This window comes from Thiosulfatimonas sediminis (genome assembly GCF_011398355.1).
Taxonomy (GTDB): Bacteria; Pseudomonadota; Gammaproteobacteria; order Thiomicrospirales; family Thiomicrospiraceae; genus Thiomicrorhabdus; species Thiomicrorhabdus sediminis_A.
In genome coordinates this window covers 2,259,835-2,286,404 of sequence record NZ_AP021889.1, presented here as the reverse complement: position 1 = coordinate 2,286,404, position 26,570 = coordinate 2,259,835, and the positions used below count along the sequence as shown (strand labels likewise).

The following is a 26,570-nucleotide window of genomic DNA, read 5'->3' as shown; positions in this document are numbered from 1 at the left end:
TTCTATCAGTGGTTTTTATGCATTCTTTCAAGTCCATAACACCTAAGCTTTATAAACCCCACCGTCAAAAAGGTGTGGCAATCATTCTTATTATTGTGGTTATTGCCATCATTGCAGTGCTTTGGTTGTCATCTAAGCAAGGCTCGATTATTGGTACTTTCAAGAATAAAGCGATTGAAGCCAATTTTATCGAATTAAATCAAGCTAAAGACCGTTTGTTGCAATTTGCTGCTTTAACTCCTGAACTTTATCATGGTGAAAATTTGACGGCGACGGTAAAACCGCCGATTGGAATTGGATACTTTCCTTGTCCTGATGGGGTGGGCGGGACGACGCCTGATGGTTTAGCAGATTGGAATAATTGCAGTACGGGGGATGCTAGCTTACTGTTGTCGGGTTATTTACCCAGAGTCACGGCCAACACAAATGCGTCAGAAACAATGGCGTTCGCAGCGCAAAAAAAATATCTTTATTATGTTGATAAGCGTTATGTTTTGCCGAGTCTTGATTTTACTGATGATGCTGCAACGGCAATTGATGAAGATGGCTTGTTTGCCCCTTTAACCGTTTCGAAGTTAGAAGCAGAGGCGGATGGTGAAGCAGGATTAACTCTGAACGGTTCAGGTGGATTTATCGCATTTATTGTTGATCCTGGAAGCGACAATGCCTTAAATGAGTTGACCATAAGTGGCTCAAATTTTTTCTATTCTATTCCCAATAGCAGCATTACTTCCGAAGACCCAACCATTGATAAGTTGGTCGCGATTAATTATCAGCAACATTGGTTACCCTTGATGGCGCGTAGAACTTGTCGGGAAAAATCCAAGTTTGTAATGGATTACGCAGACTATCAAGATAATGATGGTGATGGCAGTGTCGATCCAGTTTACGGACCGAGTACAGATACAATTGATCAGTGGAAATTATCTCAAAACTGGTTTTATTGGGGGGGGGCTGACACTAGCTGGTATCAATGGGGAGTTGGTGTATGCCGTTGAGTATTTCTAAGCGTGTTTTGATTCGTGGATTTTCACTGCTTGAATTGGCTTTGGCAATTGTCATACTCGGCATATTGTTGCTTATATTTAATGGGGTGTTTAAATTGTTTTTTGAAACGGATCACCGCATCCAGCAGATTTATGAAAATAAACTTATTCAAGATGCGATGGAAACTTATGTAGCGGTTAACTTTCGTCTTCCATGTCCTGATACTGACGGTGATGGTTATGAAAATCCATCAAAAACCACACCGTTGTCTGCTGTCAGTGATGTCTGTTCTGCGGATTCGGGTGGTCTGCCTTACAATGAATTGGGCACAAAATCGAGCGATGCTTGGGGTAATGGTTATTTTTACAAGGTTATTGCATCCGCCTCAGATACAACGAAAACGGTTAATGTTTGCGAGTCAGCGAGTTTTTTTGGGCGTTCTGGTGTTTTAGAAGATGCAGGCTTGCAAATCTGCACCTCAACGAATGAAGTGGCTTGCGATGATCTCGGTTTATGTCCGAACGGCGGTACTTGGATTGGTGCAACCCTTAATGGGAATTATTCGCCTTATGGAAATCTTTATACACCAACAACCGATGCCCTCGAAGTAAAGTTAGATGACGTTACGGGTACGATTGAAGATACAGGCGTTTTAGCTGTGGTCATTTCATGGGGGGCAAATGGCGATCAGGCAAATAATGCCAACTGCCCCTCTGACTTAAACAGCAATGAAAAAGAAAATTGTGATGGCGATGATGAATTTATAAAAACGCAAAAAGGCTTAGATCGCGATTATCTTGTACCGATAACCTTATTTCAGGCAAAAAAAGCGATGGTTGCCTCAAGGAGATTTAAATGAGCGTTCAAGTCTTGAAAGCTAGGTGTCAACGGGGCTTTACTTTAGTTGAAATCGCCATTGTGTTAGTGATTGTTGGTTTAATTTTCGGTGCTGGTGTCTCTTCTATTGGCGCTTATTTAGATAACGTCAAGCAGAATCACACGATGAATAACTTGCAGCTTACCAAACGTGCCACTCTTGACTTTGTTATGGTGAATTATCATATGCCTTGTCCGGATACTGATGGGGATGGTCGAGAAAATCGTGATGCAGATTCTAAAGCGTGCGCTTCAGCGATCGGAACAGTGCCCTATATTGACATAGGGCGCTCTCGCGCGGATTCGAGTGATGACTACGGGAACGTATTTGCTTATGGTGTTACGCTTGATGTAACCAGTCAAGCGCAAATGGTTGCTGTAACCGGCACCACGGCAGAAGAGTTGTATGGACGGTTTGAACCGAGTTATTTTGCCAATCAATTAGTCGCTTCTGATGCCAATACAGCCAAACCATCTAATTTTAAAATTGCGATTACATTGCCGTTATTTGGGTTAGATACGCCTCCAACCAGTCAAGTTCCCGCAACCGCGGACAAGAATTATGTTATCTGTAAAAATACCACTGACAGTTGTTCTGCGGCGACCGATGCAACACAGATTGAAGTCGAAGATATCCCAGCTGTGATAGTGGCATTTAATGAAAATGGTTCTGGACAAGGGCTTGCAGAGTGCAATAGCAATAACTGGAGCGCACGTGATCAAGAAAATTGCGATGGCGACCTGTACTTATTAAAAAATTATTTCTCCAGTGGCGAGTATGACGATCAGTTGGTCACTATTTCTGCTTACGAAATCAAACAGCAAGTATTAGATCGTTTAAATGGTTTGACGTTGGAGCCGACAGGCCCTGGTTATGCTGGTTATGAGGTTATCTATTTGCGAAATGTCGATAATGCAAACGATTTGAACGTTGGTAATGGTGAGGATAATTCGTTCTATATCGGAGCCAAGCAAGATGAAAATGGCGATGTTATTGATGGCGACGGTGCCGAGGCTGGTGATTTGTCTGCGGTGGTTAATTTAAAAGACGGTGACGATCGATTGTATCTTGAAGGCAGTGTGGTTTCGGGTGGTAACGCCGATTTAGGCGATGGCAATGATCGCTTAACCGTTGAAGGGTCTATTATTGGTGTCGTTACTTTGGGTACGGGCTCTGATATCGCGATTATAGAAAGTGGTGTCTCCGGCACCTTTGATGCCGGAGATGGTAACGATACTATTGATATTTATGGAACCATTCAGGATGGTGCGACAGTCTCTTCTGGTGGTAAGGATAACAAAGAGAGTGATAATGACACCTTAACGTTCCATGGTTCAGTAATGAATGGAGAGATTGATATGGGTGACGGTAACGATACGATGCGCTTTACTGCTGCCTCAGGTAATTTGTCTTTTGGCGATGATGCTATTGTTGATGGAGAGTCGGGCAATAATACGATTGAAGTTGAAAATATGACTGTTGCAGAATTTGAGGCGTTAATTAACGAAAGCATCTCGGACAATTCTGGGAAGTTTAGAAATTTCAGTATTATCCAGCTTAAAGACTAAAAATCTTGCATGCATTGAATATAAAGCTAAACTATTGGCGAGAAATACGTAAATTTGGAGAGTTCGTGTGAGCGAATCATTAAAAGTTCTTTTAGTAGATGATGATCCTGCATTACGTGGGATGGTGGCTTTTGCTTTAGAGTCAGAAGGGTATGAAGTAGACGAGGCAGAGTCACAAACAACCGCTAAAGCAGCGTTTGAAAATTTTGAATACCCAATCGTCGTATTGGATATGGGTATGCCGCCGCATGAGCACACGACTAAAGAAGGTGTTGATGTATTGAATTGGATTGGGATTTACCATCCGATGACATTGGTTATTGTTTTAACTGGGCAAGATGCGCAGGCAACTTCGTATGTAGTACTGAAAGAGGGGGCTTTTGATTTCTTAGAAAAGCCGATAAGTGAATCTGCGTTGGTTTTAGCGGTAAAGCGCGCCACGTTGTTCTACCAACAAAATCAAAAATTGCGTACCGATGAAGGTATTCAAAAAATGCAGATTAATGCCCCGATTGGCGAAGGCGTGAAGCCGGTGCGTAATCAAGCGGAAGAGAAAATGCTGCGTCAAATTTTGGCAGACACGAATTTCAATGTGCATGAATCCGCACGTCGTCTCGGATTAAAGCGTGAAAACGTCTATTATCTAATTAAAAAATACAATATTGAGCGCCCAGAGTATGAAGGGCAGTAATTCCCTAGATTAGCAATAGGGTTCAATTTAAGAATTAGATTGCTGTGCGCTCCCGCAATGCCGGTCATTGCGTGGCTATTAAGCGTTCGCGGTCTCTCTTTTGCATACCAATGGATACCAAAATCTGTTTTGGTTTTTCTTAAAAGAATACCATGCTTCTGATTTGAGCTTTTTCCGTGACCTCATTCGAAATTGTCAGTGCGGTAGTTGCTACCGCTATTCTTTCCGGCAGCGCTCTTGTCGGCTTTTTTTATGTGCGTAATACGCGTCGTTTAAGTTTGGCATTGAGCGAGCTGCACGCCTTAAATCACAAGCTCGAACATGATGCGATTAACTTTTTTCGCAAGGCTTGGCCCGTGTTGCACGCCATTGGTGTGCAGCAAATAGCGGCCAAAATCCGCTGGTTTGGTGAAGATAAGCAAATACAGCTTGGCGAGCCGACAGAAAGTCATTCCATTCAAGAATACAAACAGTTTGAACATGGTCAAATGGCGTTTGACGTGGTTTTACGTCTGCCGCGCAAAGTGGCTCGTGTCGGCACTATGCACAACTTAGTGCTACAAACGTTTTTTAATATTTTGGAACAAGACATTCTTCTCAAAGAACAGCAGGTTACCTCTACGCAAAAGCGCTTGGAGCGTTATCAGATGTTTGTACAGCATGAGATTAAGAACATCGCCCAGTTTATTAGCTTGCTCAGTACGCAAGTGGAGCGTATCGAATCGGACGAGGATAAAATTCGTCTAGTCGCGCGTTTAAAAAAGACCTTGCCAACCATGGCAGAACGCGCTCAAAAAACGATTCAAACCATGAAAGACCCCAGTCTGTCGAAAGAAAAACAGACTACGTTTGATGTCACGGAAGTGCTTAAAGAAGTGGTACAGATGTTTGACCTGCCTTGTAAAGTGCTGGGCTCTGCAGAAGTGGTGATGCGCCGAGAGTTGCTTTTAGAGGTGTTTAAAAATGTGCTGGGCAATTTTCGCGACCACAATGTTGGCAATGAATTAACAATCTATGTTGCGGATAACGCCCAGCCCAATAAAGTTGAAATTCAAATTCAAAACCGCAACATTCCCGGTTTAATGCTGCATCCAGAGCGGATGTTTGAGCCTTTTTGGACAACCAGCGCAAGTGGCTTGGGTTTGGGATTGTTTTTAGCGCGCGAACTGCTAAAGCAGGTTGCCGGTGAAATTAAATTCCACCAAACCAGCCAGCACTTTGGTTTTGTTATCAGCGTGCCTAAAGAGCGCTTAGAGTGATAAGTGTGTTATATCTGCAGCAATTAAATGATTGTTGCTATACCGTTGGAATGAATGCCGTTTTTGCGGGTGAATTTACAATTACTTAATATCAGTTAAGTTCTTTGCAACTACCCCAAAAGTGCTCTTGTTTTTACCTACCTATCTCTATTAAATAGAAAGCAGACTTAGTGTTAGTAATCGGTACATTCAGGTAAGTATTGTTTACTATGGTAGCGGTCACGGTTTATAAAAAAGATGGAGAGAGCATATGAATTCTATTGAAAAATTAATCGCAAAGCGTAAACAACGCCAAGCACAAAAAGGTTTCACACTTGTTGAAATCGCAATCGTACTGGTCATTATCGGTCTGCTTTTAGGTGGTGTACTTAAAGGGCAGGAATTGATTGAAAACACTAAACTTAAAGCTGTTAAAACAGATTCGGATGGTATTTCTGCAGCAGTTCTTGGTTATCAGGATCGTTTTCGTTCACTACCAGGGGATGATGCAGACGCAGATGGTCACACAGGCGCAGATGTAACTGAAGGTAATGGTGATGGTGTTATCAGCACAACAGAGGGTGTGCAGGCTTGGGATCACTTGCGTCGTACTGGATTTATGTCAGGTTCAGGGACAGATGCTCCTATTAATTCTTTTGGTGGCGATATCACGATTTTTTCGGCTACTGGTGGGTTAGTAATTTGTCAAAAAGGTTTGGATCAAGCACAAATGCGTCTAGTTGACTCTCGATATGACGATGGTCTTGGGTCTGATGATACTAAAGCAACATCTGGAGCAATTTATTATGTTATTGCTACTGGAACTGCTCTAACGACTCCATTTCCAGTTGCAGCAGGAGAACTTTGCATTCAATACTAATTTAATGTTACAAATATGTTAGGTAATAAATAACCCGCTCCGGCGGGTTTTTTATTGTCTTGAAAAAAGCACTGCAATCTTGCGGAGACTCTGTGTTAAAATACGCGACCTTAAAATTTTTAGTAATTTCAGTCACCTAGCGAGCCTTGTCAGGGGTTTGGCGGGTGTTTAACGCGAGAGTATTGCATGTCACAAGCTTCTTCTGCCAATGGTTCGCCTTTTGAGGGCGGTCTGTATGTGATTACTTACGGCTGTCAGATGAACGAGTATGATTCGGACAAGATGGCGAGTCTGTTGCAAAAAACTTACGGTTTAGCCTTGGTGGAAGACCCGGAAGACGCCGATGTGGTGTTGATGAACACCTGCTCGGTGCGTGAAAAAGCACAAGAGAAAGTTTTCTCCGAGTTAGGTCGTTGGTCGAAATGGAAAGCGAAAAAGCCGAACCGCGTCATTGGTGTTGGTGGCTGTGTGGCTTCACAGGAAGGCAATGTCATCCGTCAGCGTGCGCCCAGTGTGGATGTGATTTTCGGCCCGCAAACTCTGCATCGTCTACCGGCAATGATTGATGAAGCGTTACGTATGCGCGGCGATGAGACGATTAAGAAGAAAAAGGCGGTTATCGACATCTCTTTCCCGGAAATCGAGAAGTTCGATAACTTGCCGGAGCCGGAAGTCAACGGTGTATCGGCGATGGTCTCGGTGATGGAAGGGTGCTCGAAATATTGCACCTTCTGCGTGGTGCCTTATACCCGCGGCGAAGAAGTCAGTCGTCCGTTTGAAGATGTCATGCGCGAGATTCGTACGCTTGCCGAGCAAGGTGTGCGTGAAATCAATCTGCTTGGGCAGAATGTGAATGCTTATCGCGGCACGATGGCGGACGGTGAAATTGCTGATTTGGCGGTGTTGATTCATGGAATGCGCACCATCGACGGCATCGACCGGATTCGTTACACCACCTCGCACCCGAACGAGATGACCCAGTCGCTGATTGATTGTTATGCGGAAGTGCCTGAGTTGGTGTCGCATCTGCATCTGCCAATCCAAACCGGATCTGATCGCATTTTGGCGATGATGAAACGCAATCACATGGCGATCGAGTACAAATCAACCATTCGTAAAATCCGTAAGATTCGTCCGCATTTAAGTTTGTCGGGCGATTTTATCGTCGGCTTTCCGGGCGAGACCTGCGACGACTTTAAGGAGACCTTAAAGTTGGTGGAGGAGTTAAACTACGACCGTTCGTTTAGTTTCATCTATTCGGCGCGTCCAGGAACGCCGGCGGCATCTTACCCAGATGATGAAACGATGGATAAGAAAAAACGTCGTCTCTATCATTTGCAGGAGCTGTTGAATAAGCAGACCGCAGAGATTTCCGAATCGATGGTCGGCACGGTGCAGCGTATTCTGGTGGAGCGTTTGTCGCGTAATTCGTTTACCGAAATCGCCGGCCGTACGGAAAACAACCGCGTGGTGAATGCCGAAGGTTCACCGGATTTGATTGGTCAGTTTGTGGATGTCAAAATTACCGAAGCGTTTGCCAATTCTTTAAAAGGGGTGATTGTGGCCACGCCGGAAGCGGATAAGTTTGGCGTGTCACAATTTCATGCCTTGTAAATTGTGCTAAATCCGTATTAAATAAGTCTATTCAAGTTAACAACGCCCGCCTTTGGGCGTTGTTTTTTTCTAACCTATGCTATGTTTTAACCAAGAGGTCGGTTTTTGACAACTCTGCACACTATTCAGTTTCGGCTTGCGCCGGAAGATAATGAACGCCTGCAAAATTTATGCGGCTGGCAAAGCGAGCATTTAGGGCAAGTTGAATTGCGTCTTGGTGTGGAAATCAATCACCGTGGTTTTTTGTTTGCGATTACCGGTTTGGCGGAGCGAATCCATAAAGCCGAAGAGGTGGTGCGTGAATTGTTTCGTCTGACGGCTGCCGAAACTTTGATGCCGGAAAAGGTGCATTTGGTGTTGCATCAGTTTGGTCATGACCAAGCGCAGGCGTTAGCGGATGAGGCGTTGATTAAGACACGCCGTAAAACCATTAAAACGCGTAATAAAAATCAAGCCGATTATATTCAGTCGATTCAACGTCACGATGTTAACTTTGGCATAGGTCCGGCCGGTACAGGAAAAACCTATCTGGCGGTCGCTTGTGCCGTCGAGGCGTTGGAAAACGAAAAGGTAAGGCGCATTATTCTGACTCGCCCAGCGGTCGAAGCCGGAGAAAAACTCGGTTTTTTACCGGGTGATTTAACTCAAAAAGTTGATCCTTATCTGCGTCCACTGTTTGATGCGCTGTTTGAAATGATGGGCTTTGAGACCGTAGAGCGCTTAATGGAAAAAAATGTGATTGAGGTTGCCCCCTTAGCATTTATGCGCGGGCGTACGCTGAACGAGTCGTTTATTATTCTGGATGAGGCGCAAAACACCAGCACTGAGCAGATGAAGATGTTTTTGACACGCATTGGTTTTGGTTCGACCGCGGTGATTACCGGTGACATTACCCAGTGCGATTTGCCGCGTAGCCAAAAATCCGGTTTGCGCCATGTGATCGAAGTGCTTGATGGGGTGGAGGGTATTGGATTTACCTTTTATCAGACGCAAGATGTGGTGCGTCATCGCTTGGTGCAAAAAATTGTTCATGCGTATGATCGTTACGACCGTAAACAAGCACAAGATAAAGAGCGCGCACAACAAAAAAAGAGTGCCGATTTAAACGCAACCCCACCAGTTTCATCCTCTTGTCGCGGAGTTTAGTATGTTAGAAATCGATTTGCAATGGGCCATTGAGCCGCAAGCCATGCCCACTCAAGCGCAGTGCGAAAAATGGGTGCAGGCGGCTTTGCAGCATGACCATGCTTACCAAACGGTAGAAATGGTGGTGCGTATTGTCGATGGCGCTGAAAGTCAGGCCTTAAACAACGACTATCGCGGCATGGATAAACCAACGAATGTGTTGTCGTTTCCGTTTGAGCAGCCGCCCGGTTTGTTGGAGTTGGGCGAAGAGTTGCCCTATTTGGGTGATTTGGTAATTTGCGCGGATGTGGTTGCCGATGAAGCACGCGAACAGAACAAACCGCTGGAAGCGCATTGGGCGCACATGATTGTGCACGGCACCTTGCATTTGCAAGGCTATGACCATATAGAAGAAGTTGAAGCGTTGGAGATGGAAAATCTTGAACGTGACATTATGCACGCTTTGGGGTTTGATGACCCCTATGCGCAAGATGAAATGTAACTTGCGTAGAGCGTTTATTTGATTAATAAAAGGATAATATTTCACTAATGAGTGACAGTAGTAGCGGCTCTTCGTGGTTAGACCGTCTGGGCAAAGTGTTTTCTGACGAGCCGGAGAGCCGAGAAGATTTAGTCGAAATGATGCGTGCAGCGCATCACCATGGTGTGATTGATGCTGATGCTTTGGCGATGATTCAAGGGGTGTTAGAGGTTTCCGAATCGCGCGTGCGCGATATTATGGTACCGCGCCCACAGATTGAGTTGATTGACGCTTCCGAACCTTTGGAAGGTATTTTAGAAGATATGTTGGAAAGCTCGCATTCGCGCTATCCGGTGATTGATGACACCAAAATCGTTGGTGTGGTGCTCGCTAAAGATGTGTTCCGTAAGGTGGTTAAGGGCGAGCTCAATACCAAAGAGGATTTGCAGGCAATTTATCGTGAGCCGAATTTTGTGCCAGAAAGTAAGCGTTTGAATGTGTTGTTGCGCGATTTTAAAGAGAGTCGTAATCACATGGCGTTGGTGGTGGACGAATACGGCGAGTTGGCTGGATTGGTGACCATCGAAGATGTTATCGAACAAATTGTGGGTGACATTGAAGATGAGCATGATGAAGAAGAGAGCGCGAACATTCAGAAACGTACCGGAGAAATATTTTCGGTGAGTGCGTTTACGCCAATGGATGAATTTAACCGTTTCTTTAAAGTGCAGTTGGATGAGGACTTGACCGAGACCATTGGTGGGTTTTTGGCTATTCAGTTTGGCCATGTACCAGCGGTGGCCGAAGAGTTTGCTGTGGATGGTATTGTCATCCGGGTGGTTAAGGCCAGTGAACGTCGTGCTGAATTGTTTGAAGTGCGTCCGGCAAAATCCGCAGCAGTCGATGGTGAGGAAGGCTTAGTGCAGCAGGCGCTCTAAGCCAGCCAAGCATCGATAAATGAAAACGGCTAGAGGCAATCTCTAGCCTTTTTTATGGAATTTGAAAATAGAGAATCACGTGAACAAATTAACCCGAGCTTGGCAGGCTATAACAAGCGGTTTAGCGCGCTTTAAACCGAATAAATCCCATTGGCTTGCGCTTTTATTAGGCGCGGTTTCGGTCAGTGCTTTTGCCCCTTTGGCGATTGCACCGGTGATGTTGCTTACGTTGGCGGGCTTATTTGTGCTTTGGCAAAAGTCGCCCACCGCTAAAGATGGTGCCAAGCTTGGCTTGTACTTTGGCCTAGGTTTTTTTGGGGTTGGTCTGAGTTGGTTGTTTAAAAGCATTTATGTGTATTCCGGTGTTGTCTTGCCAATTGCGGTGCTGCTGACTTTAAGTTGGGTGCTCTATCACGCGTTGTTTTTAACGGCAGCGGGCTATTTTGCGGTGAAACTGCGAGGCAGTCGTACTTTGGCTATGCTGGGGTTGTTTCCGGTTGTATGGGTGTTGTTTGAATTGCTACGCGGGACGCTTTTCGGCGGTTACCCGTTCTTGTTAATTGGTGTGAGCCACCTGCATTCTTGGTTGGATGGCTATGCCCCGATTTTTGGTGTTTGGGGTGTTAGCTGGGTGGTCGCTGTCAGTGCTGGTGCGCTGGCGCTGTTGTATTTAAAACGCTCGTGGGTTTTGAGTAGCTTAGTGATTTGTCTGCTCTGGTCGAGTGGCGGTCTTTTGCAGCAGATTCAGTGGGTCAGTCCAGTTGCTAAGCCGGTGGACATTGCTTTGGTGCAAGGTAATGTGCCGCAGCAGCTTAAGTGGACTACGCAAGCTTTAGTGCCATCGCTGGAGCGCTATACCCAACTGACCAAAGCCAATCTGGACGCGGATGTGATTGTCTGGCCGGAAACCGCGGTTGCGAATTATTTAGCTGTTGTTGAGAAAGGCGCTTTGCAAACGTTTATTCGTGATGCGCAACTGTTTAAAAAAGACATTCTTGTCGGCGTGGTTGATGGCGATCCAAACGGTGATGCGGTCTATAACGCATTGGTCAATCTCGGAAATTTAGAGCAGCGTTACCATAAGCGTCATTTAGTCCCGTTTAGCGAATATTTCCCGTTTGATGCTTTCTTTGCGCCGATTGCCAAGCTGTTTGATATTCCGTTTTCGTTTTTTAGTCATGGTGATGCCAGTCAGATGCCGTTGCAAATTGGCAATCATCAGGTGGGCTTGAGTATCTGTTTTGAAATGGCGTTTGGAGAAGAGTTGGCGCGACAATTACCGGTGGCGGAATATTTTATTACCGTGTCAAATGATGGCTGGTTTGCGCACACCCTAGAGCCGCATCAGCAGCTGCAAGATGTGCAAATGCGTGCTTTGGAATTGGGTCGCGAAATTGCGCGCGCCACCAATACCGGATTTACCGTGATTGTTGGCGTGGATGGCCAAATTAAAGCGCAGGTTGCCCCTTATCAATTGGCGGTGCTACGCGGCGAAATTCAACCTTATCAAGGCTTGACGCCCTATGCGCAGTGGCAGTGGTTGCCGATTTTACTGCTGATAGGCCTGATTCTGCTCTTTACGCTGGGTGGCCGTTTGCTGTTAAGACGTCATTAGGCTAATAAATAACCTAATGTGCTAATCTCAAACTTAGCGCTGTCATCTTAGTGCGGTTTATCAAACATCGGGTGTTCATCGTCCATGGCGGCCGCGATGCGCATCCGCAATACGGTGATTTCGGTCGGGTCTGCTAGGCTCATCGCTTTGTCGATCAGCAGTTTTTCCAGTACCGGCAGGTCCATGTCTAAAAATTCTTTGACCCCTTGTTGAACATCCGCCAAGTATTCCGCCAATTGCATCATGTCGGTGTGCAGGTCTCGTTGTACTTGAGCAAACTCTTTTGCACTTAGCTCAGCCAGGTCGTGCTCGACTTGTTCCGCTTTCTCGATGGTATGGCCCAAATGTTGCCAAGTTTGATATTCGGCGATATAGGCCTTTTCTTTGGCGTAGTTGAATAGGGTGCGGTAGGCTTTTAACATTTTATTGACACGCATTTTTTCTCCCAGTTTTAGAAACGATTCCCATATAATACTGAACTTATTATTTTTTGTTAGCAACGAATTTTTCGCCATCCGCAAGATAACCGATATCGGGCTTGTTGTGGCGCAATAAAACTCGGTTAAAGGACTTAAAGAACAGCCATGGCAGATGTGCAATATCAACCTCAAAAACTGGAAGCCACAATTCAAAAAGTGTGGGACGACAATCAGACTTTTGTCGCGCAAGAAGATGACAGCAAAGAGAAGTTTTATTGCTTGTCGATGTTTCCTTACCCAAGCGGAAAATTGCATATGGGGCACGTACGTAACTACACCATAGGTGACGTAATTTCTCGTTTTCAGCGAATGCAGGGAAAAAACGTCTTACAACCGATGGGTTGGGACGCTTTCGGTCTTCCGGCGGAAAATGCCGCTATGCAGAACAATCGTGCGCCGGCGGAATGGACTTATTCGAATATTGACTATATGCGCAACCAGCTTAAGTCTTTGGGGTTGGGTTTTGATTGGAGCCGTGAACTGGCGACGTGTCATCCGGAGTATTACCGTTGGGAGCAGTGGTTATTTACTCAGCTGATGAAAAAAGGCTTGGTATACCGCAAGATGTCGCAAGTGAACTGGGATCCGGTTGACCAGTGTGTTTTAGCTAATGAGCAGGTCATTGATGGTAAAGGTTGGCGTTCTGGCGCGCCGGTTGAGAAAAAAGAGATTGTGCAGTGGTTTGTGAAGATCACCGATTACGCCGAAGAGCTGTTGCAAGACCTTGATCAATTGGACGGTTGGCCGGAGCAGGTAAAAACCATGCAACGTAACTGGATTGGTAAATCGACCGGGTTGGAAATAGCCTTCCCGATTGAGGGCAAAGACGGCCAATTCTTGAAAGTGTATACCACGCGCCCAGACACCCTTATGGGGGTGAGTTACTTAGCGGTCGCTGCGGATCATCCGTTGGCGCATAAGGCGTCGATTCATAACGAGCCTTTAGAGCACTTTATGCAAGAGTGTACGCACACTTCTACGGCCGAAGCGGATATCGAAACCATGGAGAAAAAAGGGGTCGATACCGGCGTGCGCGTGCGCCACCCGATTACCGGCGAAATCATTCCGGTTTGGGCGGCCAACTTTGTGTTGATGAGTTACGGTACGGGTGCCGTTATGGCGGTGCCGGCGCACGACCAGCGTGATTTTGAGTTTGCCAAGAAATACGATTTGGCAATAAATCCAGTGATTTTACCGCTAGGCGAGAGCTGTGTGGATGTCAGCGAAGCGGCGATGACCGAAAAAGGCGTGCTGTTTAATTCTGGCCAGTTTGACGGTTTGCAGTCGGATGAAGCACTGCAAGCGATGGCTAAGGTGTTGAGCGAAAAGCAACTGGGTGAGCAGAAAACCAACTACCGTTTGCGTGACTGGGGCGTGTCGCGTCAGCGTTATTGGGGATGTCCGATTCCGGCGATTTATTGTCCGGCTTGTGGTGTTTTGCCGGTACCAGAAGATCAGTTGCCAGTTCGCTTGCCAGAAGATTTGGTTCCTGATGGAGCTGGTTCGCCACTGGCAAAATTAGAAGAATTTAAAAACTGCGAATGCCCACAGTGTGGCGGCCGCGCAAAACGCGAAACCGATACCTTTGATACGTTCTTTGAATCGTCTTGGTACTACGCACGTTATACCTCGCGTGATTGCACTACTGGAATGTTGGATGCGCGCGCCGATCATTGGTTACCGGTTGATCAGTATATCGGCGGGATTGAACACGCAATTTTGCATCTTTTGTACGCGCGTTTCTTCCATAAAGTGATGCGCGACGAAGGCTTAGTTAAATCTGATGAGCCATTCAAAAACTTGTTAACGCAAGGTATGGTCTTGGCCAGTAGCTGGTTTAACCAAGATGCCTCTGGTAAACAAACATGGTATTCGCCTCTGGATGTTGAACCAACGTTGGACGAAAAAGGCACGGTGATTGGCGGTAAGTTAAAAACCGATGGCACGCCAGTGCAGTATGGCGGCGTGATTAAAATGTCGAAATCGAAAAACAACGGTATCGATCCGCAAACCTTGATCGAACAATATGGCGCGGATACGTTACGTCTGTACATCATGTTCGCCGCTCCGCCAGAGCAAACCTTGGAGTGGTCGGACAAAGGCGTGGAAGGCTGCTCGCGCTTTATTAACCGTGTGTGGCGTCAAGTGCATGGTCATCTTGAACATGGTGCCGTAGTGGCGTGCACGAGTTCGGCTGATTTGAGCAAAGAAGCCAAGGCGTTGCGTTTGAAATTGCATGAAACTTTGCAAAAAGTGTATGACGACATGGGGCGTCGCATGACTTTTAACACCGCGATAGCTGCTTGTATGGAGTTGCTAAATGAATTGAATAAATTTAATGCGACCGATGCCAGCGACCGTGCCTTGATGCAAGAAGCGATTGAGATTCTGGTTTTGATGTTGTCACCGATGACGCCGCATCTTTCACAAGTTTTGTGGCAGGCATTAGGCAAAGACGGTCTTGTGGTCGATGTTGCTTGGCCGCAAGTTGATGAATCGGCATTGGTTAAGTCAGAAATCGAATTGATGGTGCAGGTTAATGGCAAACTACGCGGCAAAATTGCAATGTCGGCCGATGCGGATAAAAACGCGATTTTGGCGGCCGCGAAAGCGGATGAAACGGTGCTTAAGTTCATTGGCGACCAAGTGATTGTCAAAGAAATTTATGTTCCAGGGCGTCTGGTTAATATCGTGGTAAAAGGGTAAAGCAATGCTACAGCATCGCGTAAAATTCATCTGGTCGGCGCTACTGCTGCTGTTAAGCCTGCAGTTAACTGCGTGCAGTTTTCAACTGCGTGGTAGCGAGGGTGTCTTTGCTAATCCGCAGTTGCAAAGCATTGCGCTGCGTACTGATGCGACTACTGACGGCGCGATTAAAGAGAGCATTGCCGATTTATTGCCGAAGTCAATCGATTTGCAAACGGTGCAGGTGATTGTGTCTCTGCCTACCGCGAACGAGGCAGACATGCGGCAAGAGCTGTTTTTAGTGCTTGAAGGGACGAAAAAGCAGCAGAAACGTACGGCTGTGTCGGCAATCGGTGAAACCACGGCGGAGTTTATCCGCTGGGTGCAGCCCTATCAGGTCTTGAATATCAAGGGAGAGCGCTTGTTGAGTGACGAGGCTTTTGCTTATCGTGATCGTCAACTTGACCCCCAAGGGTTGATGGCGGCCAATCAAGAGTTGTACGAAATTAACCAGTTGATGGCGCAAGATATTGCCGAGCAGATTGTGCGCCGTTTGCAATCGTTGAGTTGGTAAGCGGTTTTGATTCCGGCTCCCGCGTTTTTAAAGCAAGTGCAAACGGCGCAGTTTGCGCTAACGCCGATCTTTCTGTTTTATGGTGAGGAACCATTGTATCTGCGCGATTGCGGCGATGCTTTGCGACGACGTCTTAAACAGCAAGGCTTTATCGGCGGTGAAACTTTCGAGGTTGACGCCGGTTTTGATTGGCAGGCACTCCAGATGGAAACCCAGTCGGGTTCGTTGTTTGCCGAGCGTCAGTTTTTAGTGGTTAATATGCCTAAAGGTTCGCCGGGCAAAGAGGGTGGCGATTTCATTCAGCAGTTTTGTCAATATCACGCTCGTTTTGCACCGAATCCCGAAATGGTGATTTTGCTGTTTTGTGAAAAACTTGACAGTCGGCAGATAAAAAGTAAATGGGTCCAAGCGATTGAGGCGGCTGGTTTGGTGGTGCAAACCAAGCCGGTAGCGCAAGATGCTTTGCCGCAATGGGTGGCGCAAAGGGCGCAAAACTACGCCTTGCAGCTGACTCAAGAAGCGGCCAGTTTATTGGCGGAACGTACCGAAGGGAATTTATTGGCCGCCGATCAAGAGTTGATTAAGTTGTCGTTGTTATTACCGCCAAACGAAGGTTCTTTGCAGGCGGTGGATGCTGAGATGATTTTGCAAAATGTGGTTGATCAAGCGCATTATCAACTGTTTGCTTTGAGCGAAGCGATGCTCAAAGGTCAGCGCAGCAGTGCGTTGCAGATTCTGCAAAGATTGCGGCAAGAGGGGATTGAAGCGCCAATTATTTTATGGCTACTCAGTCGAGAATTACGCGTTTTGACTGAATTACAGCTGTTGGCGCAGCAAGCTTCTTTGGGGCAGGCATTTAAACAGTGCGGTGTTTGGCAGGTCAATCAGGCGCAATATCGTCAGGCATTACAGCGACAAAGTTCTACGGCTTGGCAGACGTATTTGCAAGTGGCGTTGCAAGTGGATTTGAAAATTAAAGGCATCGATGCCAATAATAGCGACCCTGAAGTTTGGGCAGCATTGAAAGCATTAGTGATAAAAATCGCATCCTAATCGAATAAATGAGTTTAAAAATGAATATTGAACAGTACATGATGGATTTGGGGCAGAAAGCCCGCGCCGCATCGCGCCAGTTGTTGCGCGCCAATACACGTATGAAAAATCAAGCTCTCTTGGCGATTGCTGAGCAGATTGAGCAGCAAGCGGTGATTTTACAAACAGAAAATGCCAAAGATTTAACGGCCGGTAAAGAGAGTGGTTTGGATGCTGCCATGCTGGACCGTTTAGCGTTAAGCGATAAAGTGATTGCCGGTATGGCCGAAGGTTTACGCCAAATTGCAGCGTTGCAAGACCCTGTTGGTGAAATTTCCGATATGTCTTTTCGTCCGTCCGGTATTCAAGTGGGTAAGATGCGCGTGCCATTGGGCGTGGTTGGGATTATTTACGAGTCGCGCCCAAATGTGACGGTTGATGCGGCGGCTTTATGTCTTAAATCCGGCAATGCGGCTATTTTACGCGGCGGCTCGGAGGCCAAATACTCCAACCAAGCGTTGGCGAAATGTATTGCTGCTGGATTGGAAGTTGCCGGTTTGCCGGCCACTGCTGTGCAAGTTTTGGAGACCACTGATCGTGCGGCAGTCGGTCATTTGATTGCGATGCCGGAGTTTGTCGATGTGATTATTCCACGTGGCGGTAAAGGCTTAATTGAGCGCATTTCACAAGGCGCGCGCGTACCGGTCATCAAACATTTGGATGGCATTTGCCATGTGTATATTGATGTGGATGCCGATGCGCAAAAAGCACTGGATGTGGCGTTTAATGCAAAAACACATCGTTACGGTGTTTGTAATGCGATGGAAACTTTGTTGATTGCCGAGGCGCGTGCTGCTGAAATTTTGCCGAAATTGGCTGAGCTTTATGCAACGAAAGCGGTTGAGTTGCGCGGTTGTGCGCAGACCTGTGCGTTGATTAATGCCAAGCCCGCCACGCAAGAAGATTGGGCAACGGAGTATCTGGCGCCGATTTTGTCGATTCGTGTGGTGGCGGATGTTGACGCGGCAATGGATCACATTGCGCAGTTTAGTTCTGGCCATACGGAGTCGATAATCACTGAAAATTTTTCTACCTCGCGCCGTTTTTTGGCAGAAGTGGATTCCAGCTCAGTAATGGTTAATGCTTCGACCCGTTTTGCGGATGGCTTTGAATATGGTTTGGGGGCGGAAATCGGTATCAGTACCGATAAGTTTCACGCCCGTGGTCCGGTTGGCTTGGAAGGGTTGACGTCGCAAAAGTATATCGTCTTGGGCGACGGTCATATTCGTCAGTAAAATGCGTTTTATCGGTATTAATGGCGGGACTTTTGATCCGATTCATTACGGGCATTTGCGCGCCGCCTTAGAGGTGATGCAAAAAGTGGGTATGGAGCAGGTACGTTTTGTGCCTTGTTATCAGCCAGTGCATCGTGGCACGCCAAGTGTTTCCGCGCAGCAGCGTTGCGCAATGATTGCTTTGGCGATTGAAGCGCAGCCGCAGTTTTTTTTAGACACCATTGAAATTGAGCGAGGTGGTCCGTCTTTTATGGTGGACACTTTGCGCCAGTTAAAACCGCATTATGCGGATGGCTCAACCAGTTTGGTGCTGATGATGGGCATGGATGCTTACGGCAAATTTTGCACATGGCATCAATGGCAAGAGATTTTAGAGTTAGCGAATTTGGTGGTGATGCACCGACCAGGTGACAATTTGGGATTTGCTGGTCAGGAAGCCCGTCTTTTTCAGCAACGGGCGGTGACGCAATTTAGCCAATTATATGGACAGATAATGGAGTTGCCAATTACGCAATTGGCAATCAGTTCGACGGCGATCCGTGCGGATATCCGAAAGGGCATTCCACCGGACTATTTAACCCCTTTTCGGGTTAATCAATACATTCAAAAGTATGCTTTGTACCGCGCTCAGCCGGACGAGCAATAAGGTCGAAAGACAGGAGAACAAAACTACAATGACGATGTCGTTACAACAGATTCAAGAATTAGCGGTCGGTACTTTAGATGACAGCAAAGGGCGTGACATTCAAGTGATTGATATTCAAGGGGTCAGTTCCTTTGCCGATGCGATGATTGTGTGCACCGGAACCTCAACTACCCACGTGCGTGCGATGGGCGGGCATTTGGAAAAAGCGTTTAAAGAAGCCGGTGAGCCGCCGATGGGCGTTGAAGGCGGCCCACAAGCGGATTGGGTTCTAGTCGATTTGGGAAATGTGATTGTGCACATTATGACCGAGTCGGCGCGCGCGCATTATGCTTTGGAAAAACTTTGGGATATTAAACCTAAAGCGGGACAGACCGAGGCGGCAGCTGAATAACTAGGGTAATTTATGGTTATTCACTTTATTACGGTCGGCCAAAAAATGCCGAAGTGGGTGCAAGAAGGGTATCAAGAATATGCCAAACGCCTGCCTAAAGCGTGCAGTTTAAAATTGGTTGAACTGCCGATGGCCAATCGTGGCAAAAGCAGCTCTGTCGATAAAATGAAAACCGAAGAAGCCAAACGTATCTTGGACGCCGTGCCGAAAGGTGCGCGTTTGATTGTCTTGGATGAGCATGGCCAGCAGGTAACCACTAAAGGGCTTGCTGATAAAATGGAGGAGTGGCTTGGCGGTGGTCAAGACGTTGCTCTAATTGTTGGTGGTCCAGACGGTTTGGATGAGTCGCTGTTGCAACAAGCGCAGTGGAAATGGGGGTTGTCCAAACTGACGATGCCCCATCCGATGGTGCGCATTTTGGTGGCGGAACAAATCTATCGGGCTTGGTCGGTCATCAATAACCATCCTTATCACCGCGAGTGAAAATGTTCTTTTTTCAATCTCTGCGTTAAGTTCTTGCCCGTGTATTCATCTGTACAGGTCGCAAAAACTTGCCTTTCTTGAAACAACTATTTCATTTTCAGTATGCTGCAGTGCCTTGATTCTGCATAAGGCGCGCTTTTTGTAACATCGAGACTGAAGCAAAACGCTTTTTTTCGTTTCAACGCCCTTCGTTGGCAAGCCTTTTTTCAATTTTTAAAGGTTTTTAATCCTCATTCTGTTTAGATATTTTTGGCGATTTTGATTTCAACGCGACGGTTTTGTTGTTGGTTGTTGGCTATGGGATTGCCTTGTGCATCTAAGTTGGGCGCTGTCGGGCGCGTATCGGCATAGCCAATGGCTTTGAGTTTGTTACCGTCAATGCCTTGAGCCAGAAAGACGTGCAGTACGCTGATGGCGCGGCTGGAGGAGAGCTCCCAGTTAGACGGGAAGCGGGGGGTGTTAATCGGGATATTGTCGGTATGGCCTTCAATTTCGATATTAAAATCCGGAAGTTCAAACCCTTCAATGTTATGCGCTATGTCTGCCAAAAGTTTTTTGGATTTGCTGCCAAGTTCGGCGGAGCCGGTGGCAAATAGCATACTGCCTGGTAGGTTGATTTTTAAATAATTGTCGCCCATTTCTAAAGCGTCTTGCGGCAAGATACTGTGTTGCAGGAGGGTATACTTAAGATTGGCATTCAGTGCTTTTAATGGCTTAATCTCTTGTTCTTTTTTCAGTAAACCGTCATTTAACCCTTGTGCCACCTCTTCAAAACGATTTTGATTGATAATCGACATCGATAAAATCAAAATAAAAAACCCCAAAATCAACGTCATCGCATCGGCATAGGTAACCAGCCATTCGTTCTGTTCTTCCTCTTTTGGTTTTTTGAGTTTGGCCGATTGGTAAGCGCCTTGGTCATTGTGATAGTGCATTCTTAACGCTCCGCACGACGAAATTGAAAGCGTGGGTGTAGATAAGAGTTCATGGTGTCTTCAATGAGTGACGGCGATGCGCCTTCTGAGAGTAGGACAATGCCTTCGGTCAGAATCTGATTGCGCTGTGCTTCTAGGTCTTGTTTGTGTTCCAATTTACGCGCTGCGGGTTTGAGAATGAGCTGTGCCATCAAAACGCCATATAGTGTGGTTAACAGTGCCACCGCTAAGCCGCTGCCTATTTTGGATGGGTCGCCTTCCATTGAATTGAGCATAATAATTAATCCAACTAAGGTACCGACCATGCCAAATGCCGGCGCAGTTGCTGCCATAGTCAGTAGAACCTTAGCCGGACGCATATTGCTCTCATAGATAGATTCACGCGAGTGTTGGAGTAAGTTGTTGAGGTGCGAGCCTTTATAGCCGGAGAGTAAAAAAATAAACGATTGGTTGAGGAAGCTCTGACCTTCTTCAGGCATTTCAATAACTTTTTCAAGCCGAATCAGGCCTTGGCTGCGGATGATTTTTGACCAGTCGATTAAGATGCCAACGTCTTCGTATAGTTTGACCGCGCTGACGTTCGAGTTAATGATTGTTGACCCCATCTCTTTAAATGCTAAGGCGACATAGCGACCATCGTAAGAAATCATTGCGGCGGCGATGGTTCCTCCGGCAACCATGAGTAGGCTGGAGAGGCTGAAAAACATCAAGTAGTTATCGGTATTTAGAATAATCGCGGCAATGAATAACCCCATGCCGAGAATAAAACCAAACAGCGCGCTGACAGATATATTCATGTGTTCTCAATATTACGGATGGATGAGTTTCAACATTACAGCAGAAAACTTGATTTATCGGAATGATTTACCACAGCTTTTTGCCACAAGCCGCCGGTTTGTTAAAAACCGATGAATCCATGCTAAACAATTGACTTTGTGGTTAAAAATTGGATAATACCGCTTCTCAAATGTACGAATAATTCGTACGGTCACAAGTAGTCATCTAACGTTTTGATTTTTCAGGGTTTTAGATGTTGTGTTAATTGTTAAAGATAGGTCTACGGATCCTTAACACGTAAAAACGAATTGGAGTTTTAAAAATGGCAAACTCAGCACAAGCGACTAAACGCGCTCGCCAAGCAGAAAAAAATCGTCAACATAACGTAGCAATGCGTTCTGATATGCGTACTGCAGTAAAAAAAGTGTTATCTGCAATCCAAGCTGGTAACAAAGAGCAAGCAAATGAATTATTCCGTACAGCGCAGTCAAAACTTGACGGTATGGCGCGTAAAGGCATCATTCACAAAAACAAAGCTGCGCGTTCTAAGAGCCGCATCAACGCTCGTATCAAAGCATTGGCGTAATTGTCCAGCTTGATTAAGTGTAAAAAACCGGGCGAGTCCCGGTTTTTTTGTGCCTATCGTAATTACACTGGACAGACCATCTTGCCGAGTTCTTCTGTTAACTTGAGGTTTTCTGAATAGTCTACTGGGCAGTCGATTAACACCACGCAATTATCGGCAATCGCTTGTTGTAAGGTTGGCAATAACTGTTCCGTCGATTCGATACGGTAGCCTTTGGCACCAAATGCATCCGCTAATTTAATAAAATCTGGATTGGTAAAGGCGATATTGCTTTCCCGACCAAATTGATTCATCTGTTTCCACTTAATCAAGCCGTAACTGGCATCGTTCCAAATTAATACGATAATTGGAATTTTTAGACGCACTGCAGTTTCAATTTCTTGCATATTCATCATAAAACCGGCGTCTCCGGTTACCGCGAGCGCCACGCGCTCTGGTCTAGCCAGCTTGGCGGCAATGGCTCCGGGAAGTGCGATACCCATTGAAGCAAAACCGTTCGAGATAATGCAGGTGTTGGGCGCTAGGGTTTGATACATCCGCGCTACCCACATTTTATGGGCCCCAACATCCGATATGACAATGTCTTCGGCATCCAACGCTTGGCGCAAGTCATAGAGAATTTTTTGCGGTTTGACTGGATAACCGCTGTCTTGATCAAATTCGTGAAAATGGTTTTCGATTTCCCGTTTAATCGGTAAATAGGGGCTGTTGGTATGACGGTTACTTTCGGCGGCGATGCCTTGTAATGCGTTGCTGATATCGCCAATCAATCCGGCTTCGACAATGTAATACTCATCGACTTCCGCAGGTTTAGAGTCAATGTGGATGATTTTTAAATCCGGATTTTTATTCCATAAATTCGGGTGATATTCGACTATATCATAGCCGATGCAGATCACCACATCGGCGCGGTCAATACCGCAAGCAATATAATCGTGGGCTTGTAAGCCGATGGTGCCTAAAGAGAGCGGATTGTTACAAGGCAGTGCGCCTTTGGCCATAAACGTTGTGGCAACTGGGATGTTTAATTTGGTGGCAAATTCGATGAGTGCATGACTGGCATTGGAGCGAATCACGCCGTTACCAGCGATAATCATTGGAAAGCGTGATTGGCTAATTAAATCCGCCGCTTGCGTGATTTTGGCGGTATTGGCAAATGACGGCAGTGGACTTTGGCGCTTTAACGGTTTTTTAGTGAGACGCTTGGCGGCAATGTTTTCTGGAAAATCAATAAAGCTACAGCCGGGTTTTTCCGCTTCTGCGACCTTGAAGGCTTTACGTACCACTTCTGGAATCACTTCTGGGGTGAGAATCTGTGTAGAGTATTTGGTAATTGGTTCAAATAAATTCACTAAGTCTAATACCTGATGACTCTCTTTGTGTAATCGGTTCGAGCTGGCTTGTCCGGCAATCGCGACCACGGGGGCGCGATCCATATTGGCATCTGCAACGCCAGTGACTAAGTTGGTCGCTCCAGGGCCAAGGGTGGATAAGCAGACACCGGCTTTACCGGTTAAGCGTCCGTACACATCAGCCATAAAAGCAGCACCTTGTTCGTGGCGGGTGAGAATGAATTTAATTGGACTATTGAGTAGTGCGTCCATCAAATCCAGATTTTCTTCCCCAGGGATGCCAAAAATAAATTCCACTTCTTCGTTTTCTAAACAACGTACAAACAGTTCTGCCGCTTTCATGGCGTTTCCTTTTGGTGTGTTCACAGAACCTCGAACAGCGCCGAGCCCAAAGTTATATTCGCATAATTCAGTAGTGCCTGCTGAAGATTTAGAGCGGATTTTGTCATCGAATAAGCCTTGACGCTGGCCAAGGAAATCCAGAATACGTCTTGATTGATTTCAGTCAGGTTTTGCAAGGCGGCAATACGAGGGATACTCTGAAATAAGTCCAACTTGCATCTGTTACAGCATCATTTCGCCGTTCTGTATCTCTGCAAATGTAAAAAGGCTTTTGTGTGTGTGTTTTATAGATTCATCGACGGTATTTGCGAAGCCGTTCAAAGCACGGCTGGCTCTGTTAAAATGCGCTTTATTTGAAGCAGTTTTGATAAGGGCAGGCACACTTGAAGGGAATGATTAAAGCAGCGGCAACCGTCGGCGGCATGACGATGATTTCTCGAATCCTCGGATTTGTTCGCGATATGGTGATTGCCCGTTATTTTGGTGCCTCTGCTGGAGCAGATGCGTTTTTTGTGGCGTTCAAAATCCCTAACTTTTTTCGCCGCTTGTTTGCTGAGGGGGCATTTTCACAGGCGTTTGTGCCGGTATTGGCGGAAGCCAAAGAGAAGCGTGGTCAAGAGGCGGTTAAACATCTGGTCAATGCCATCAGTTTCCGGCTTGGCGGTATCTTGTTGGTTTTGACCGCCTTCGGGGTCTTCGGCTCGTCGCTGTGGATGATGGTGTTTGCGCCAGGGTTTATGGATGATCCAGAAAAGTTTAATCTTGCTGCCGATATGTTGGCGATTACTTTTCCCTATCTTTTGTTGATTTCGTTAGTCGCGTTTTCCTCGGCAATCATGAATACCTATAACCAATTTGCGGTGCCTGCATTTACACCGGTGTTTCTGAATTTGGTGCTGATTAGTTTTGCTATTTTTGTTTCGCCATTATTGGATGTGCCGATAATGGCGCTGGCATGGGGGGTCTTGGTTGCTGGAGTGGTGCAACTGCTATTTCATCTGCCGTTTCTGTATAAGTTGGGTTTGTTGCCACATCCAACGCGTCAATCTGACCCAGGGGTGAGCGAAGTAAAACGCTTGATGTTGCCGGCACTTTTTGGGGTTTCTGTGGCTCAGATTAACTTGTTAGTGGACACCATTTTGGCGTCGTTTTTGGTTACCGGCTCGGTCTCTTGGTTGTACTATTCGGATCGCTTAATGGAATTTCCGTTGGGCGTATTCGGCGTGGCTTTAGCGACGGTCGTATTGCCTGGGCTGTCGAAAAAAGCCGCTAATCAAAACTGGCAAGGGTTTCAGCAAGATTTGGATTCGGCCTTGCGTTTGGTTTTTCTCGTTGGGGTGCCGGCGATGTTCGGATTGTTGCTTCTAGCGCAACCTCTGATAGTGACTTTGTTCTTTTACGGTGCTTTTAGTGAACATGATGTCACGATGTCTGGCGCCAGTTTGATGGCATACTCTTTTGGTTTGCTCGGTTTTATTTTGGTGAAAATTCTGGCACCGGCGTTTTATGCGCGCAAAGATATGAAAACTCCGGTTAAGGTAGCCATAGTCGCCTTAGTGACGAATATGGTGTTTAATCTGTTGCTGATTGGCCCGTTTGCTCACGTTGGCTTGGCAGCGGCAACGTCGATATCGGCGTTTGTAAATGCTGGCTTGCTGTATTGGTATTTGCGTAAGCAAGGGGTTTTCTCGCCCTTGTCTGGGTGGTTAAAGTTGGGCGGACAAATTTTGTTCGCCAATATGATCTTGGTTGGTTTTTTGGTTTGGTTAAATCCGAGCGTCAGCGCCTGGTTGGCGTTTGATGTTTGGCAGCGACTTGGTTGGCTGATGACACTGGTTTTGGGTGCTGTTGTGGTATACGCTGGCGCGCTTTTGGCGGTGGGGTTGCATCCGCGCAGTTTGTTGAAAAAAGCCAAATAAACCGCTTAGTTAGCACTGACTTGTAGGGGGCTATCGGCTATAATCGGCGGTCTACTTTTTCCGGCAAAGCCCCTAACTAACTTAGAAAAGTATGCAACTGATTCGCGGACTGCACAATTTAAAATGCGTTAAACCGGTTTTTGCCAATGGCTGTGTGCTGACCATCGGCAATTTTGATGGTATTCATCTTGGTCACCGTAACGTTCTCAACGCTTTGTGTGAACAAGCCAAAGCGCGCCAACTGCCGAGCGTGGTAATGGTGTTTGAACCCTTACCAATTGAATTTTTTGCGCCGCAACAAGCACCGGTGCGTTTAATGAATTTGCGTGAAAAACTGCAGGCGTTTGCTTCAACCAATATCGACTATGTGCTATGTGTGGCCTTTAATGCTGCTTTTGCTAATTTAAGTGCGGCCGAATTTGTAGAACAGATTTTATTGGATGATTTGGCGGTTAAGCATTTAGTGGTCGGTGATGATTTTCGGTTTGGCAAGCAGCGCCAAGGTGACTACGCTTTTTTATCGCAACAAGGTCAAAAATACGGTTTTCATGTCACCGATATGCCAACCCATTGTCAAGGATTGGAGCGTGTCAGTAGTACGCGGATTCGTGCTGAATTGGCCAAACCGAATTTAACGGCGGTTGAACAACTGATGGGCGCTCCTTTTGGTTTTAATGGACGAGTGATTCATGGTCAGAAATTAGGCAGAACCATTGGGTTTCCAACGCTGAATCTAAACCCAAAGCGTATTCAAATGCCGGTACAAGGGGTGTTTGCCGTGACCGTGGATGGGATAGCCGATAAACCGTGGCCTGGTGTGGCGAATATTGGGTTGCGCCCAACGGTGGATGGCGTCCGTCCGTCGATTGAAGTCCATCTTTTTGATTGGCAACAAGATTTATATGGGCGGCATATTGCGGTGACTTTGCATCATTTTATCCGTTCGGAAATGAAATTTAACAGCCTTGATGAACTGACTGCTCAGATTCGTCAAGATGCGCAACAAGCGCGACAATTTTTTAGTATTTAAGTTGCGGTACGCCGCTAATCTTCTGAGATT

26 protein-coding genes are annotated in these 26,570 nt (G+C 46.4%); 21 read left to right on the top strand and 5 right to left on the bottom strand.

Translation table 11 applies throughout. The annotated features are described in order from the left end of the window. The first annotated feature begins 17 nt into the window (after positions 1 to 17). The 11 genes from HRR27_RS10675 (at position 18) to lnt (ending at position 12,014) form a co-directional block, all read left to right on the top strand. Positions 18 to 998 (top strand): hypothetical protein, encoded by a 981-nt coding sequence (locus tag HRR27_RS10675; RefSeq protein ID WP_173273665.1) that lies wholly within the window; start codon positions 18 to 20, stop codon positions 996 to 998. Continuing rightward, positions 989 to 1,846 (top strand): prepilin-type N-terminal cleavage/methylation domain-containing protein, encoded by an 858-nt coding sequence (locus tag HRR27_RS10670; RefSeq protein WP_173273663.1) that lies wholly within the window; start codon positions 989 to 991, stop codon positions 1,844 to 1,846. The genes HRR27_RS10675 and HRR27_RS10670 overlap by 10 nt, the downstream gene beginning before the upstream one ends. Beyond that, the gene (locus HRR27_RS10665) at positions 1,843 to 3,432 is read left to right on the top strand and encodes a type II secretion system protein (RefSeq protein WP_173273661.1); all 1,590 of its coding nucleotides are present in this window, start codon (positions 1,843 to 1,845) and stop codon (positions 3,430 to 3,432) included. The genes HRR27_RS10670 and HRR27_RS10665 overlap by 4 nt, the downstream gene beginning before the upstream one ends. 67 nt (positions 3,433 to 3,499) lie before the next feature. Continuing rightward, positions 3,500 to 4,123: a response regulator gene (locus HRR27_RS10660; protein ID WP_173273659.1), complete on the top strand. Its 624-nt coding sequence runs from the start codon at positions 3,500 to 3,502 to the stop codon at positions 4,121 to 4,123. Positions 4,124 to 4,299: 176 nt separating this feature from the next. Further along, complete coding sequence (locus tag HRR27_RS10655; RefSeq protein ID WP_173273657.1) at positions 4,300 to 5,382, top strand: ATP-binding protein; 1,083 nt, start codon at positions 4,300 to 4,302, stop codon at positions 5,380 to 5,382. A 250-nt stretch (positions 5,383 to 5,632) separates the two neighbouring features. Continuing rightward, complete coding sequence (locus HRR27_RS10650; protein WP_173273655.1) at positions 5,633 to 6,241, top strand: prepilin-type N-terminal cleavage/methylation domain-containing protein; 609 nt, start codon at positions 5,633 to 5,635, stop codon at positions 6,239 to 6,241. A 186-nt stretch (positions 6,242 to 6,427) separates the two neighbouring features. Next, positions 6,428 to 7,855, top strand: a complete 1,428-nt coding sequence (gene miaB, locus HRR27_RS10645; protein ID WP_173273653.1) for a tRNA (N6-isopentenyl adenosine(37)-C2)-methylthiotransferase MiaB — start codon at positions 6,428 to 6,430, stop codon at positions 7,853 to 7,855. 105 nt (positions 7,856 to 7,960) lie between these two features. Continuing rightward, on the top strand, positions 7,961 to 9,001 hold the full coding sequence (locus HRR27_RS10640) for a PhoH family protein (protein ID WP_173273651.1): 1,041 nt from the start codon (positions 7,961 to 7,963) through the stop codon (positions 8,999 to 9,001). Between the two features lies 1 nt (position 9,002). Next, positions 9,003 to 9,482: an rRNA maturation RNase YbeY gene (gene ybeY / locus HRR27_RS10635; protein ID WP_173273649.1), complete on the top strand. Its 480-nt coding sequence runs from the start codon at positions 9,003 to 9,005 to the stop codon at positions 9,480 to 9,482. Positions 9,483 to 9,529: 47 nt separating this feature from the next. Next, positions 9,530 to 10,399, top strand: a complete 870-nt coding sequence (locus HRR27_RS10630; protein WP_173273647.1) for an HlyC/CorC family transporter — start codon at positions 9,530 to 9,532, stop codon at positions 10,397 to 10,399. Positions 10,400 to 10,478: 79 nt separating this feature from the next. Further along, positions 10,479 to 12,014 (top strand): apolipoprotein N-acyltransferase, encoded by a 1,536-nt coding sequence (gene lnt / locus HRR27_RS10625; RefSeq protein WP_243830826.1) that lies wholly within the window; start codon positions 10,479 to 10,481, stop codon positions 12,012 to 12,014. A gap of 47 nt (positions 12,015 to 12,061) precedes the next feature. Here the strand turns inward: lnt and HRR27_RS10620 are convergent, their stop codons facing one another. Continuing rightward, the gene (locus tag HRR27_RS10620; RefSeq protein ID WP_173273645.1) at positions 12,062 to 12,451 is read right to left on the bottom strand and encodes a zinc ribbon-containing protein; all 390 of its coding nucleotides are present in this window, start codon (positions 12,449 to 12,451) and stop codon (positions 12,062 to 12,064) included. Positions 12,452 to 12,598: 147 nt separating this feature from the next. Between HRR27_RS10620 and leuS the strand changes: the two genes are divergently transcribed. The 7 genes from leuS to rlmH are packed head-to-tail and all read left to right on the top strand — an operon-like array spanning position 12,599 to position 19,599. Then, on the top strand, positions 12,599 to 15,199 hold the full coding sequence (gene leuS / locus HRR27_RS10615) for a leucine--tRNA ligase (RefSeq protein WP_173273643.1): 2,601 nt from the start codon (positions 12,599 to 12,601) through the stop codon (positions 15,197 to 15,199). Positions 15,200 to 15,203: 4 nt separating this feature from the next. Beyond that, a complete protein-coding gene (locus HRR27_RS10610; RefSeq protein WP_173273641.1) occupies positions 15,204 to 15,752 on the top strand; it encodes an LPS-assembly lipoprotein LptE in 549 nt (182 codons plus the stop codon). 6 nt (positions 15,753 to 15,758) lie between these two features. Beyond that, positions 15,759 to 16,805, top strand: a complete 1,047-nt coding sequence (gene holA, locus HRR27_RS10605) for a DNA polymerase III subunit delta (RefSeq protein ID WP_173273639.1) — start codon at positions 15,759 to 15,761, stop codon at positions 16,803 to 16,805. Positions 16,806 to 16,825: 20 nt separating this feature from the next. Further along, positions 16,826 to 18,079: a glutamate-5-semialdehyde dehydrogenase gene (locus HRR27_RS10600; protein WP_173273637.1), complete on the top strand. Its 1,254-nt coding sequence runs from the start codon at positions 16,826 to 16,828 to the stop codon at positions 18,077 to 18,079. Position 18,080: 1 nt separating this feature from the next. After that, the gene (nadD, locus tag HRR27_RS10595) at positions 18,081 to 18,725 is read left to right on the top strand and encodes a nicotinate-nucleotide adenylyltransferase (RefSeq protein ID WP_173273635.1); all 645 of its coding nucleotides are present in this window, start codon (positions 18,081 to 18,083) and stop codon (positions 18,723 to 18,725) included. A 28-nt stretch (positions 18,726 to 18,753) separates the two neighbouring features. Continuing rightward, positions 18,754 to 19,116 carry a ribosome silencing factor gene (gene rsfS, locus HRR27_RS10590; RefSeq protein ID WP_341829814.1) on the top strand — a complete coding sequence of 121 codons (363 nt, stop codon included), beginning with the start codon at positions 18,754 to 18,756 and terminating at the stop codon, positions 19,114 to 19,116. A gap of 12 nt (positions 19,117 to 19,128) precedes the next feature. Beyond that, complete coding sequence (rlmH, locus tag HRR27_RS10585; protein ID WP_173273633.1) at positions 19,129 to 19,599, top strand: 23S rRNA (pseudouridine(1915)-N(3))-methyltransferase RlmH; 471 nt, start codon at positions 19,129 to 19,131, stop codon at positions 19,597 to 19,599. Between the two features lie 239 nt (positions 19,600 to 19,838). Here rlmH and HRR27_RS10580 read toward each other — a convergent pair whose 3' ends face one another. Together HRR27_RS10580 and HRR27_RS10575 are read right to left on the bottom strand one after the other, a co-directional pair. Then, the gene (locus HRR27_RS10580; protein ID WP_173273631.1) at positions 19,839 to 20,534 is read right to left on the bottom strand and encodes an OmpA/MotB family protein; all 696 of its coding nucleotides are present in this window, start codon (positions 20,532 to 20,534) and stop codon (positions 19,839 to 19,841) included. A 2-nt stretch (positions 20,535 to 20,536) separates the two neighbouring features. Then, positions 20,537 to 21,331 carry a motility protein A gene (locus HRR27_RS10575; protein ID WP_173273629.1) on the bottom strand — a complete coding sequence of 265 codons (795 nt, stop codon included), beginning with the start codon at positions 21,329 to 21,331 and terminating at the stop codon, positions 20,537 to 20,539. 302 nt (positions 21,332 to 21,633) lie between these two features. Between HRR27_RS10575 and rpsT the strand changes: the two genes are divergently transcribed. Next, on the top strand, positions 21,634 to 21,897 hold the full coding sequence (rpsT, locus tag HRR27_RS10570) for a 30S ribosomal protein S20 (RefSeq protein WP_173273626.1): 264 nt from the start codon (positions 21,634 to 21,636) through the stop codon (positions 21,895 to 21,897). Between the two features lie 62 nt (positions 21,898 to 21,959). On the opposite strand, the gene HRR27_RS10565 is transcribed toward rpsT, so the two are convergent. Together HRR27_RS10565 and HRR27_RS10560 are read right to left on the bottom strand one after the other, a co-directional pair. Continuing rightward, positions 21,960 to 23,591, bottom strand: a complete 1,632-nt coding sequence (locus HRR27_RS10565; protein ID WP_173273624.1) for an acetolactate synthase large subunit — start codon at positions 23,589 to 23,591, stop codon at positions 21,960 to 21,962. A gap of 20 nt (positions 23,592 to 23,611) precedes the next feature. Then, positions 23,612 to 23,803 (bottom strand): hypothetical protein, encoded by a 192-nt coding sequence (locus HRR27_RS10560; protein ID WP_173273622.1) that lies wholly within the window; start codon positions 23,801 to 23,803, stop codon positions 23,612 to 23,614. Positions 23,804 to 23,983: 180 nt separating this feature from the next. On the opposite strand from HRR27_RS10560, the gene murJ reads away from it, so the two are divergent. Together murJ and ribF are read left to right on the top strand one after the other, a co-directional pair. Further along, positions 23,984 to 25,510, top strand: a complete 1,527-nt coding sequence (murJ, locus tag HRR27_RS10555; protein WP_173273620.1) for a murein biosynthesis integral membrane protein MurJ — start codon at positions 23,984 to 23,986, stop codon at positions 25,508 to 25,510. 91 nt (positions 25,511 to 25,601) lie between these two features. Then, entirely contained in the window at positions 25,602 to 26,540 is a 939-nt protein-coding gene (ribF, locus tag HRR27_RS10550) for a bifunctional riboflavin kinase/FAD synthetase (RefSeq protein WP_173273618.1), read from the top strand. The last annotated feature ends 30 nt before the right edge of the window (positions 26,541 to 26,570 follow it).